Annotated in this window: 9 protein-coding genes and 1 pseudogene; all 10 read right to left on the bottom strand. The window is 61.5% G+C overall.

Annotation, left to right across the window (positions count from 1 at the left end):
- Positions 1-22: 22 nt before the first annotated feature.
- The gene (locus tag NG898_RS06245) at positions 23-1,183 is read right to left on the bottom strand and encodes an aromatic ring-hydroxylating oxygenase subunit alpha (protein WP_252691525.1); all 1,161 of its coding nucleotides are present in this window, start codon (positions 1,181-1,183) and stop codon (positions 23-25) included.
- A 97-nt stretch (positions 1,184-1,280) separates the two neighbouring features.
- Positions 1,281-2,093 carry a siderophore ferric iron reductase gene (locus tag NG898_RS06240; RefSeq protein WP_252691524.1) on the bottom strand — a complete coding sequence of 271 codons (813 nt, stop codon included), beginning with the start codon at positions 2,091-2,093 and terminating at the stop codon, positions 1,281-1,283.
- Positions 2,090-3,973 carry an IucA/IucC family protein gene (locus NG898_RS06235; protein ID WP_252691625.1) on the bottom strand — a complete coding sequence of 628 codons (1,884 nt, stop codon included), beginning with the start codon at positions 3,971-3,973 and terminating at the stop codon, positions 2,090-2,092. Before NG898_RS06235 ends, NG898_RS06240 begins: the two co-directional genes overlap by 4 nt.
- 111 nt (positions 3,974-4,084) lie before the next feature.
- Positions 4,085-4,585: pseudogene (locus NG898_RS26075) on the bottom strand (GNAT family N-acetyltransferase); the annotation flags it as partial.
- A 1-nt stretch (position 4,586) separates the two neighbouring features.
- Complete coding sequence (locus tag NG898_RS06225; RefSeq protein WP_252691523.1) at positions 4,587-5,825, bottom strand: MFS transporter; 1,239 nt, start codon at positions 5,823-5,825, stop codon at positions 4,587-4,589.
- Positions 5,822-7,201 (bottom strand): lysine N(6)-hydroxylase/L-ornithine N(5)-oxygenase family protein, encoded by a 1,380-nt coding sequence (locus tag NG898_RS06220; RefSeq protein WP_252691522.1) that lies wholly within the window; start codon positions 7,199-7,201, stop codon positions 5,822-5,824. The genes NG898_RS06225 and NG898_RS06220 overlap by 4 nt, the downstream gene beginning before the upstream one ends.
- Before the next feature lie 314 nt (positions 7,202-7,515).
- Entirely contained in the window at positions 7,516-9,651 is a 2,136-nt protein-coding gene (locus NG898_RS06215; RefSeq protein ID WP_252691521.1) for a TonB-dependent siderophore receptor, read from the bottom strand.
- Positions 9,652-9,805: 154 nt separating this feature from the next.
- A complete protein-coding gene (locus NG898_RS06210) occupies positions 9,806-10,336 on the bottom strand; it encodes a sigma-70 family RNA polymerase sigma factor (RefSeq protein ID WP_252691520.1) in 531 nt (176 codons plus the stop codon).
- 155 nt (positions 10,337-10,491) lie between these two features.
- Entirely contained in the window at positions 10,492-10,686 is a 195-nt protein-coding gene (locus NG898_RS06205; RefSeq protein ID WP_252691519.1) for a hypothetical protein, read from the bottom strand.
- 101 nt (positions 10,687-10,787) lie between these two features.
- Positions 10,788-12,194, bottom strand: a complete 1,407-nt coding sequence (locus NG898_RS06200; RefSeq protein WP_252691518.1) for an MFS transporter — start codon at positions 12,192-12,194, stop codon at positions 10,788-10,790.
- Positions 12,195-12,249 lie beyond the last annotated feature (55 nt).

Here is a 12,249-nt window from a genome sequence, read left to right as displayed (position 1 = left end):
GATCTGAAGCAGTCGCTCTCCGTTACACATCGGCGATGGGTAATGTGCCCATCACGCGCCGGTACCACGCGTGGAAGTGCTGCATGCCGTCTTCGAGCGGCGACTGATACGGCCCCGTTTCCGACACGCCGCGCTCCATCAGGGCCCGACGGCCAGCATCCATGCGCTCGCCAATTTCGTCGTCCTCGATGCAGGTTTCCATGTAGGCGGCGCGCTGCGCTTCGACGAATTCACGCTCGAACGCAGCGATCTCTTGCGGGTAGTAGAACTCGACCACGTTGACCGTGTTTTGCGGCCCTTTCGGATACAGCGTGGAGAGCACCAGCACATGCGGATACAGCTCGATCATATGCGTGGGGAAATACGTGACCCAGACCGCGCCAAAGTCCGGCGACGCACCCCGTCGATAGTCCAGCAGACGATCGTGCCATGCGCCGTAGACATCCGAGCCCGGCTGACTGAGTGCCTGGTGAATGCCGACACGCTGCATGCTGTACCAGTCGGCGAATTCCCATTCCAGGTTGTCGCATGTGACGAAGTGGCCAAGCCCCGGATGAAACGGCGCGACGTGGTAATCCTCCAGATAAACCTCGATGAAGGTCTTCCAGTTGTAGTTGCACTGATGGACTTCCACGTGGTCGAGCACGTAGTCGCCGAAGTCGAACTCGGGACGCGCGAACAGCGGCGCCATGTCGCGTGCCGGATCGCGGGGGCCTTCGAACAGCAAGCCATGGCAGTTGCGCAGTTCAAAGCGCTGCAGGTTCTTGCATGGCTTGCTGGGGAACTGCGGGGCACCGATCAGCTCGCCGCGGTCGGTATAGGTCCAGCGGTGCAAGGGGCAGACGATATTGCCGCCGGCGGTGCGCAAGTTGCCGGTGGCATTGGCGGGGCCGCGCACATTGCCCGTTTCACCGCCAAGAATCAGCGCCTGCCGGTGCCGGCAGACGTTGGACATCAACTCCACGCCGCCGGCGTTGCGAACCAGCACGCGGCCGCCGCCTTCCTGTGGGAGGCGGCGCCAATCGCCGGATTCGGGTACGGCTTTTTCGTTGCCGACATAGCAGGCGGAATGCTTGAAGATGGTTTCGAGTTCGCACTCGAACAAGGCTTCGTCGAAATACGCGGCGACGGGTAATTGGGTATGCGCTGGCATCACGTGCGCCAGGCGTCCGACATCAGTCATCGGAGAATCTCCAACACGGCGTGGCGGGCGGTTTGACGCGGGGCCAAACCACGTCCGCCCCATCAGGTATCGGGGGAATGTGCTCGCGCGGGGACGTTCAGCCCGCTTCCGCCACCAAGCGGGCGATGCGGGCGTCCAGCGAGAGCTTCGGACACGTGCTGCACTTCTCTCCGTCGTGACGGCGGAAATGGTGGCAGCAGACCTTGCGGTCGAGAGCAAGCGCGCGCGTGCCGTCTCGGGCGCGGTAGGCAAAGAAGCCGCAACCACCGGAGATGCCAAGATGCGCGAGCCACTCCTCCCCTGCTGCTACCAGGCCCGCATCGGACAGCTGCGCATGCGGACGCACGGCCATGAGGGCGCCAAGCACACATTCGGCTTGCAGGCGGTCGGCAGCGCGATCGTGTAACGAGACCATTGGTTTCAGCGCACGACGCATCGCCGCGCAGAACGCGCGCAGTTCAGTGGCGGCGACTTCCCTTCGCGCAGCGAACGTCCCCTCGACCGGCACCTGTGCAGGCAAGTACAGGCCGCTCGGAAAACCGTTCTTCACCGGCTGTGCAAGACCTGACAGCCTGGGCACAGGCGCATCCAGATGGACTGCAATCACGCAAAGATAGATGGGCTGCCAAATCGCCAGTCCCCAGCACCGCAAGGCGAGGTAATGGGCGCCGGCCTCCGGATGCACGCGCGCCCAGTGGTCGCACAGCGCGCGCAATGCATCGTCGTCTCCGAGTCGCAAAGCGCCCGCCGGTGCCGCGCCACCTTGCTCGCCCCGCAGGCTGGGCAGGACGCGCTGCGTCGCTGCCCATACGCGAGCGAGATCCGGCGCAGGCGATGGCCGCCAGGCTACCGCCGCGGCGAAGCCCGGCCCGCTGGCGTCTTCAACGAAGGCGCGCATGCCGTCCGTCATGCAGCCGCTTCCGCTGCTTCGGCCGCCACGGAAGGCCCCCGCGCCGCGCGGCGGAACTTGGCGATCGGGTTGACCAGGTTGCCGGCCATCTTGAGGCTCGATGCCGGGTCCGCCAGATTCACCATCTGCACGTTGTTGCCCAGTTGCAGGCGGTTCAGGCACGAATGCAGGAACTCGGGGACGAACATGTCGTAGTGGGCGTACTTGGCGGCGCGTTCCGGATGCGCGTCCTGGTAGTCGTACACGCAATCCGCGACCGCACCCCAGAACCCGTCTTCTTTGCAGCAGCCGTTTTCCACGAGCACGTGGTTGATGTGACGCAACACACCGTCGAACACGTCAATGAAGATGCCGAGCAGTTTGAAGTTGTCCGGCACCTCCACGGCCAGGCGTTGCACCCGCTCGGGCAGCCATTCGCGTGCCTTGATTTCCAGGATGGCGGATTCCTCGGCAATGTCTTTCATGATGGCGCGCACGGGCACGTGGTTGTCCATCACCAGGATGAGGTTTTCGCCATGCGGCATGAAGCTCAAGTCGTGTGCGTAGAAGCAATGCAGCAGCGGCGTGAGATACGCCTGCAGGTATCGGCGCACCCAGGCCAGTGCCGGCAGGCCAGAACGCCGGATCAACTCCGGCATCAGCGCAACGCCGTCCTTGTCGACATGCAGCAATGCGGCCATCGTCATCAGGCGTTCCCCCGGTTGCAGCAGTTGCAGCGGGTTCTCGCGCCACAGCGCAGAGAACATCTTCTTGTACGGTGTATCTGCTGGAATCGCCGCCTCGTAATAGAAGTTACGGAAGCCGATGGCCGCCACTTCCTGCAGGATCGTGAAGCCGTTCTCGCGCAGGAAGGCATCGCCCGACACCAGCTCCTTGATGAACTCGTTGATGGCGGGCGTACCCGACATGTAATACGGCGACAGCCCGCGCATGAACCCCATGTTCAGGATCGACAGCGAGGTTTTCACATAGCGCTTGGTGCGATCGCTCGTGTTGAAGAACGTGCGGATGGATTGCTGAGCGATGTAGTGATCCGCGCTGTAGTCGAGGCAGATGATCTTGCGCTGCGCCACGTAGCCGGCGAATGCAATGGAAAGCTTGTTGAACCACTGCCACGGGTGCGCGGGCATGAAGTGGTAGTCAGCCGGGTCGACGCCCTTGGCGGCCACCTGGCGGGTGAACTCGTCCACCGTGTCCTGCCCCAGCTCTTCGGCCAGCAGCTGCGCATAGTCAAGCGTGGACAGCGTCGACGGTGTGGCGTGGTCCTTGTGCACGGCCAGCCAGATCACGCGGATGTCGGAGCCGGCTTCCGGCGCATAGGCCTGGTAGTCGACGGCGTTGAAGCCGAGGCGTCCGTTGTTGGCGACAAAGCCCGGGTGCCCTTCCATCATTGCGACCTCGATGGTCTGGAAGTCGGTGGCGTCGGCCAATTGGGCACTGCTTGGCGCGTCCGCCTTCATGCGCTTGTAGGCGCTGCCGAACAGCGTGCTGCTGATTTCGTCAAGGTAGATGGGCAGCAGGTCGTCGCGGATACCGAGGCGCTGGCGACATTCGATGATGAATTGCAATGCATCAAGCGGTTGCTCAACGCCATCGACAAGGCGGCGGATTGACTGCGACTGGATGAACCAGTGGCGCAGTGCCAATCGCTGGGCTTCGAACTGGTAGCAGACCTTGCCGTCGTCGGAAAAGACTTGACAGAGCGCGAAGCCGTTGGCCGCATCTTTCACGTGTTCGGGTTCGAGGATGATCTCGTGCGCATACTCGGCAATTGCCTTGCGCAGCAGCAGCCGATTGGCCTGCGCCCAGACTTCTGGCGTGAGATGAGCCGCGGCCTGGGCCGGGTGCTGGGAAAGCTGGTTCTGAAGCGTCACATTCATGGCGAATCCTTTGGCTTGTGAAGCGGTGGCTGCGGTAAGGGCGGTAGCCCGTTCAAAATCCCGCCGGGTGCAGAAAGCGAGGCTGGCGATCTTTTCGGTAAAGGCGACGTTGCGGTCGTAGACGAAACCGGCGGCGCGGTTGATGGCGTGAATACGTTCGTTGTTGGCGTCGGGCTCAACCACGATGCGCGCGGCCCCCAGGTGTTCGAACATGAAACGCATCAACGCGAAGAACACCGTACGCGTATAACCCGGCACGCGCACATCGGAGGGCCCAATGAAGATGTGCATACCCAAATCGCCGGCCTGCACGTCGTAGAACGCGCGGATGCGGTCGTGCGCTGGGTCGTAGCACTCGGCCAGGAAGACGGGGCGCCCTGCTTTCCAGACGAGGTAGGCAGTGGCATGCCCGGAGTCCATCAGCTCTTGATAGATCTGGCCGATCTCGGCTTCGGTCTTGTCGCGCATCAACCAGAACGATGCACGCTCCGGCAGGAACCACCGGTGCAGCGTCGGTATGTCTTCTGGAATGCGCAGCAGATGGAAGGTGTAGCCGCCGGCATCCGTGTGCGGTGCACGGCTGGCGTCGGCGCGCCGATGAATGGCATGCATATCAATTGGCATGGGCGGCCGCCTCCAGGTTGGCGGGTTCGCCTGCCCTGCCTGCTTCGGTCGCACGCGTGGCACTCGGCACGTTCAGGATCAGGCGATCTAGCAGCGCTGTCAGTACAAAGCCCCCGGCCGCCAGCAGGAACGGCACGTGCAATCCGTAGCGGTTGACGATGGCCCCTGCCGCAAACGAAGACAGCAGCACACCCAGGTTCTGGAAGAAATTGGTGATGCTGTAGTCGTGCGCATAGCGCTGCGGCGTAGAAAGCCGGAACAGCCTCACATCGAGCTTGACGATGATCTGGAACAGCGCCCAGCCATAAAGGACGCGACCCAGAACGATCAGCGCAGCGTCGGGCGCAGCCTGCAGCAGCAAACCGGCGGCGCCGAGCAGCAAATTGCCCAGCGTATGGTCGGGCAGCCGACCGCCGCGTGCCCGGATGCGGGCATGCAAGCGCAGCGCCATGATCGCCATCGCTCCCGGTATGGCAAAGACCAAGCCTGAAACAAACTCGCTGCCGCTGCCCGATACCTGCTGCCAGTACACGGCAAAAAACGAACGAATCAGGTACGCGCTGAAGTCGAACACCAGCATCACCAATGCCAGGCGCAGGATCGGCAGGCGATCACGCCAACTTGTGCGAGTCGGCTCGTCGGCAGAAGCTTGCGCATGCTCTCCCGAGTTGACGGGCACGATCTTGCCGCTGCGGATCAGATACAGGCACACGCCCATCTGGAAGAAATCGCCCGCCGCCATGGCGACGATGCTTGCGCGCGGCCCCCAGGTCTGCAGAACGAAACCGCCCACCACCGCGCCGAAGATGGCGCCAAAGTGCACCACCACGGAGAGGATGCCCACCGTGGCGGCGTGCTGTGCCTGGGGAGTGAGCCGCATCATGTACGGATACATCAGCAAGTAGCTGCTCTTGCACATGAACATCAGCATCGACAGCACCCAGTACGTCACCACGTCGGGCGCCCAGTCGCTCAGCAGGCTGAAAGTCCCCGCCGCAAACTGCGTGTAGACCAGCAGGTGCAGCGGCTCGACGCGCTTGGCTACGCGAGCCCAGACCGGCAGTGTGCACATCACCGCGATGGAGATCGCCGCGACATATGCGCCCACGTGGACGGGGCTGTCGAGCCCATAACGCGATGCAAAGAACTGCGGATAGAACGGAATCAGGATCGCATCGCTGATGACGGCAAACGCGGTCATCAGAATGATGTAGCGGCGCAATGTCATGCGGCCACCCCGACGGTCTCCTCGACCGTTTCCGGCACGTGCTCCTGGGCAGATCCCTTGGCAGCCAGCGGAATGAAATCGGGCGTGGCCGGAATCGCAAAGTCCTGGATGGCGATGCGCTGCTCGATCTTGTAGTGCTCCACTCCTGTCAGCTCGCGGATGATGCAGGAGTTGCGGTAGCAACTCATGCCGAGGTCAGGATTGGTCAGACCATGCGTGTGCAGGCCGGCGTTCTGCACGTAGACCTCATTGCCGTTGAAATCGGCCGCGTAGTTTCGCGAAAGCTGATATCGACCCTTGGCGTCCCACCGCAGACGGTGGCGGATGCCATCGATAAACGCGGGGATGTTCTGCTCGTAGCCCGTGGCAAGCACGAGCCCTTCCGTGCGATGTGCATAGCGCGCGCCGCTGTCGAGCTGCTGAAACTCGATCTCGTAGGTACCGGTCGCGGCATCGTGGCGACAGGCCTGCAACTCGCAGTTGGTGATGAGGTGCGTGCGCAGCGCGCCCGTCTTGCGCTTGTCGTCGAGCAGGTCGTAGATCTGGTTGATCAGGCTCGCGTTGACCCCTTTGTAGAGGCTGTCCTGCTTGCGGATGATGCTTTCCTTGCGACCATCCGGCAGGTTGAAGAAGTAATCGATATAGTCCGGAGAGATCATCTCCAGCGTCAGCTTGGTGTTCTCCATCTGGAAGAAGCGCGGCGAGCGCGTGATCCAGACCAGGCTGTAGTCGTATTTGTCGCGCTCCTTGAGCAGGTCGTAATAGACCTCCGCTGCGCTCTGTCCGCTGCCGACAATGGTGATGGAACGTTTTTCGCGCAACGCCTCCCGCACGTCGATGTAGTCAGCGGTGTGCAGATAGCGATGCCCATCGCGTGGCACGCATGTGGGAAACGACGGGGATGACCCAACACCCAGCACCAGCTTGCGTGCGCGCAGCACGAACGGCTCCCGCTCTGCGCCGCGAAAGCCCGTGACGACATAGCAACTGCGCTGGGCGTCATAGGCCAGCGCGTCCACGTCATGGTGGAAATGCACGCTGCGGAGTTGCGCGATGACCCATTTGCAGTAGCGGTTGTATTCCGCGCGGCTCAGATAGAAGTTCTCGCGGATGTAGTACGAATAGATCTTGCCTTCCTGCTTGCAGTAGTTCAGGAAGCTGAAGCGGCTTTTCGGGTCCGCCAGGCTCACCAGATCGGCAAGAAATGGATTCTGCAATGTGGTGTTATCAATCAGCATGCCAGGATGCCAATTGAATTCTTCGGCGCGCTCCAAAAATATGCCGTTCAGACCTTCAATCGGCTCCGCCAGACAAGCCAGACTTAAATTGAATGGCCCCAAACCAATTGCAATAAAATCATATACATCGGACTTCATCACGCTTGAACCTCCTGATTTGCAAAGGCTGCATTTACCAAACGACAGCACCAGGAACGCGACTGGACGAGCGCAGCGAACGCGCACGCCCTCCGTCGGCCGGCGGCTTGAGGCCGCGCCTAGGCTGGGTGAATTCAGGTGGGGTTTTGATCACAGCCGATGCGTGCCGGCCGCTGAATGATCATGAATATCGCAAGCGCGATATCGGGAACAGATTCGAAATGCCCGGCGATGCAATGCAAGCCAATCGCCGAGCAACAATCTAAGTCACAATACTACACAGAAAATGGAATTCTTGTGTGAAGAAAATGTAATTACCATTGATAAGAAATGGTGGCCATAACATTGCGCGCATCACCCCAATAACAATAGGAGTTGCTCAAGCAGGACGCCACGTAATTCTTATTAAAGAGGTTCTTGGCAGACAATTGCAGCTTGGCACCCTTGAGCGACGGATCCCAGCGCGCAAGGTCAACGCGCAACATCAGATCCACCAGCGTATACGGCGGCACCTTGAAGCTGTTGGCGTTGTCGCCCCAGCTTGTGCCGACGTAGCGCAAGCCCATGCCGGCGGTGTAGCCCGGCATGAAGCGCCAGTCCACCCAGGCCGACGCCATATGGCGCGGCACCTGATACGGCGTGTTGCCCACGAAACCCTCTGCCGACTCGATGAACTTCATGTTGGTGAAGGTGTAGTTGGCAAGCACCGACACGGTGTCCGTCACCTGCGTGCGCGCTTCCAGTTCGACGCCGCGCGTGCGGATCTTGCCGCTCGGCACGTAGTAGATCTGCCCCACCGGCTTGGTCGCCACGTTCTCCTGATCGAGATTGAACACCGCCGCCGACAGCATCGTGCTGGAACCCTTCGGCTGATAACGCACACCCGCCTCGAACTGCTTGGCTGTGGCCGGTTGCAGCAGATTGCCCCGCTGGTCTGCGCGCAGGCTGGGGTTGAAACCATCCGAGTAGCTGAAATACGGTGCGATACCGTTGTCGAACAGATAGACCACGCCCGCACGTTTGGTGAACTTCGAGCCGCTCCACTCCGAGGGCGTGCCGGTACCGTACAGATTGGACGCCTTGGCGTGGTCTTCGCGCACGCCGAGCGTGAAGCGCCAGCGGTCGATTGCAATCTGATCCTGCAAGTACAGGCCAGTCTGCTCAAGCCAACGGTCGATGGGCGATGCCGTCACGCCGGTCGAGCCGGGGCTGCCATACACCGGATTGAAGGCGTTGATCGGGTCAGCGCTGCCAGATTCCCAGAAGCCATCGACGTGGCGCTTCTGATAATCGAGGCCAAACAGCATCGTATGTTTGACGGCGCCCGTGGTGAACTTGCCTTCAAGCTGGTTATCGACCGTGTAAGCGTGCGTAGCCTCCTTGGCGCCGGAGTAATAGCGCGTCAGTTCGTCCGCACTGGCCCAACCGAAGCCGTAAATCTGGCGCAGGCGCGTATCGCCAAACACGTAGCGGAAGTTCTGGCGCACCGTCAGTTGGTCATTGAACGCATGCTCGAACTGATAACCAACCATGCGCTCAGTGCGGCGGTATTTCTCGACTGTCGGATCGCCATCAAAAAAGTACCGGGAGATGTAGCGGCCGTTGCGCGGGAAGAGGCTGCCTTCGGCCGGCACACCGCTGTGATAGCCACCCTCCGGATCGTGCTGCAGATAGGCCTGCAGCAGCAGATGCGTATCGGGTGTGAAATTGACGGCCAGCGACGGCGCAATCGCAAAACGCTGTTCGCGCACGTGCTCGAATTGCGTGTCCATGCCGCGCGCCAGGCCGGTCACGCGAAAGGCCATCACGCCGTTCTGGTCGATAGGTCCTGAGATATCGAACGCCCCTTCCAAACGGTTGCGATTGCCCACCGTGACTTCCACCTCGTGATATGGCTGGAAGAGCGGCTTCTTGCTCGTCAGCGCCACCACCCCACCCGGCGAAGCACGGCCGTACAGGATCGAACCCGGCCCCTTGAGCACGTCAATGCGCTGGAGGAAATACGGATCGACCTGGAACGAGCTGTAACTGCCCTGGTCACTCATCAGGCGCAGGCCATCGAGCAAGGTGTTGTCCACACTGCTGTCGCTAAAGCCGCGCAGCGCAACGTAGTCGTAGCGGTTGGACGCGCCCACCAGTGCGGTGAATGCGCCAGACGTGTAATTGAGCGCCTCTGAAATGCCGCGCGGCTTCTGGTCGTCCAGTTGCTGCTGCGTCACCACCGAAATCGATTGCGGCGTTTCGATGATCGGCGTATCGGTCTTCGTACCCGCCGCACTCTGCTTGGCAACGAAGCCTTTGCCCAGGCTTTGCGCCGTTTCGCCTCGCCCCACTGCTGTGGTCGCGGGCAGCGTGGCACTGATTTCGCCGGTGGTACTCTGCGCCATCACTTGCGTTGGCAGAACCCCCGCCAGCAGCACTGCGCAACTCAGCCGTGCAGCAAGCGCCATTGGGCTCAGTCTCGTATGGCAAGTCGTGTCGGATGGAAAAACCGTTGTTGTGTTCGTTTGCTTTGGCATGGTGTGTTGGAAGATGCATGTGGTTTCCACATCCATCGACGATCCACACTGCGAAAGCGGAACTGGCTGGAGAAATTTCTTTCGATCAGGTCATCGCACATGTCGCACAACGCTCCACGGCCTGCACAAGATACTTACGCACCATGCGCGTTGATTTGCCAAGCTGCTCGGCAATGCACGCATGGGACTCCCCTTCGATGTAGCGCAACCGCACTGCCTCGCGCGCACTGGGCGACAGCGTTTCCAGCATCGCGCTTGTGTGCTGCAACGCCTGCGCCTGTGCCAGGCGTTGCTCCGGCGACGGCGCATGCGCGAACTGCGCAGACCTCAATGTCAATTCGTCCAGGCATGCGCATTCGACGCGTCGGCGGCGCGCCCGGTCGATCATCAAATGCTTGGCGGTAGTCGTCAGGTACGCGCGCGGCTCGCGCACCTCGTTCAGCGTGTCGGGCGCAGCCAGCACACGCATGAAGGTGTCGTGCAACACGTCCGCCGCTTCTTCCGCGCACGCGAGCTTTTTGCGCAGCCACGCAAAAAGCCAATCGCAGTGCTGCATATAGAGCGCGTCGATGGACGTGTCGGTGTCGTACAGCGGCTCTGGCTGAACGGCAGGCATGCGGGCTCCCGGAAATTAACCGGACGCACGCAGAACACGCACGCATCGCGTCCATACAAATGAGAATCATTCTCATTTTATGGGCGCAAAACCCTCTTCGCAAACGGGAATTCGAAAGGCAGTGCTCAGAATCGGCGGCAGGCTGCTACATGACGCTAGGTCACATCCTCCGGGGACCGGCGCCTCCAAGCCATCAGCGCAACCGCCAGCGCAGCCACCGACAGGCCGATTGACAGCCCAGTCAACCGCCCTGCCCGACGGGCTTCATCGGCTTGGTGGCGCGCCTCAATCGCCTGGCGTACGGTTTCCCAGAAGGCTTCGCGATGCTCGTTCTCGTCAAAGATGGACATGGCACGCTTCCCCGTTTCGTATGGCTCGCCTTGCCATCGTAGGGAACGTGCGGCAGGTGCGCCACCGCACATTTCGTGTAGGACACGGTGCCCACAGCAACTCAGACAGCAGCGATCGGCTTGGCCGCAGGGCCCGCGAGCAGCCGGGAGACATCGGCATCACCCTGCCCCAGGTCCATCGCATCTGCGCGTTCGGCGGTGGACAACTCGTCTGCCCGATAGCCCGTGCGGTTGAGCAGCACCAGCGTGCACGCCAGCGACACCAGCGCATACAGCGCCGACGACACCGCCACGCCCACGATATTGCCGCTGCTGTTGAGCATCCACTGTGCGAACACGGGCGTGCCGCCGCCCACCACGAGCGAACACAGTTGATACGCCAGCGACAACCCCGTATAGCGAATGCGCGTCGGGAACACGCGCGCCAGAATGCCGCCGATGGCACCGTAGAACATCGAATGCGGAATCGTTGCCAGGCACATGCCGAGCAGCGCAATCCAATACACCTTGGTCTCGATGGCAAAGAACATCACTGGCATGAGCAGGAATTCAGGCAGCACCATCAGGCAGATGGCTCGACGCATGTCCATGCGCGAAACCAGCCATGCACCGATTGGCTGCGTGATGAACTGGACCACCAACGCAATCGCGATGATGCCAAGGAAGGTGTCCTGCGCGTAGCCGAGTTCCTTCGTCGCCCATGCGAGCGCGAAATTGCTCTTCAGGTACGTCACGTGAATGAGCGGCAGCGTGCCTGCACCCAGCAGCACCAGGCCCCAGTGGTCACGCACCACGTCTTTGAGCGGCAGTTTGACGGTCTTCTTCTGCGCCAGCACGCGCTTCATGTCATCCGACTCTTCCAGCTTCAGGCGGATGATCATGCCGACAATCACCAGCAGCGCCGACAACAGGAACGGCACGCGCCAGCCCCACAGCATGAACTGCGGTGTCGGCAATGCGCTCAGCGCAAAGAACACCAGCGTCGCCAGCAGGTTGCCCGTGGGCGAACCTTGCTGTGCAAACGCCGAGTACAGAATGCTCTTGCGCTTGGGCGCGCTCTCGCTGGCGATCAGCACCGCACCGCCCCACTCGCCGCCCACGGCCACGCCCTGGATCACGCGCAGCACCACCAAGCCCACCGGCGCCCACATGCCGATCTGCGCATAGCCCGGAAGCAGGCCGATTCCCATCGTCGCCAAGCCCATCAGGATGAGCGTGATGATGAGTGTGGTCTTGCGGCCAATCTTGTCGCCCAGATGGCCAAAGATGATCCCGCCGATGGGCCGCGCCGCAAAACCGGCCCACAGCGTGACGAACGACAGCAGCGTGGCGATGCCCGGGTCCAGCGTCTTGGAGAAGAACACCTTGCCGAAGACAAGCGCGGCAGCAAGGCCGTAGATGTAGAAGTCGTACCACTCGATGGTGGTGCCGATAAACGCGGCCACCGCAGCGCGGCGCGGTTGCAGGTTTGCGGCCGCGTCGGTCTGGGGCGCAGGCTGGTGAGGCATGTTTGTCTCCTTGGTGGTACTGCCGGTTTGGCGCAGCCTCTGCTGGGCTGTCTGC

The sequence above is a fragment of the Ralstonia mojiangensis genome (assembly GCF_023955645.1).
Lineage (GTDB): Bacteria > Pseudomonadota > Gammaproteobacteria > Burkholderiales > Burkholderiaceae > Ralstonia > Ralstonia mojiangensis.
The sequence above is the reverse complement of the archived record's forward strand: the minus strand, read 5'-3'. Positions and strand labels throughout refer to the sequence as shown.

Excerpts from the sequence above, each read along its gene's own strand:
- NG898_RS06205 (WP_252691519.1), bottom strand. The coding sequence starts at position 10,686 with ATGTCCATCTTTGACGAGAACGAGCATCGCGAAGCCTTCTGGGAAACC.
- NG898_RS06200 (WP_252691518.1), bottom strand. The coding sequence starts at position 12,194 with ATGCCTCACCAGCCTGCGCCCCAGACCGACGCGGCCGCAAACCTGCAA.
- NG898_RS06240 (WP_252691524.1), bottom strand. The coding sequence starts at position 2,093 with ATGACGGACGGCATGCGCGCCTTCGTTGAAGACGCCAGCGGGCCGGGC.
- NG898_RS06220 (WP_252691522.1), bottom strand. The coding sequence starts at position 7,201 with ATGAAGTCCGATGTATATGATTTTATTGCAATTGGTTTGGGGCCATTC.
- NG898_RS06215 (WP_252691521.1), bottom strand. The coding sequence starts at position 9,651 with ATGGCGCTTGCTGCACGGCTGAGTTGCGCAGTGCTGCTGGCGGGGGTT.
- NG898_RS06210 (WP_252691520.1), bottom strand. The coding sequence starts at position 10,336 with ATGCCTGCCGTTCAGCCAGAGCCGCTGTACGACACCGACACGTCCATC.
- NG898_RS06245 (WP_252691525.1), bottom strand. The coding sequence starts at position 1,183 with ATGACTGATGTCGGACGCCTGGCGCACGTGATGCCAGCGCATACCCAA.
- NG898_RS06225 (WP_252691523.1), bottom strand. The coding sequence starts at position 5,825 with ATGACATTGCGCCGCTACATCATTCTGATGACCGCGTTTGCCGTCATC.
- NG898_RS06235 (WP_252691625.1), bottom strand. The coding sequence starts at position 3,973 with ATGAATGTGACGCTTCAGAACCAGCTTTCCCAGCACCCGGCCCAGGCC.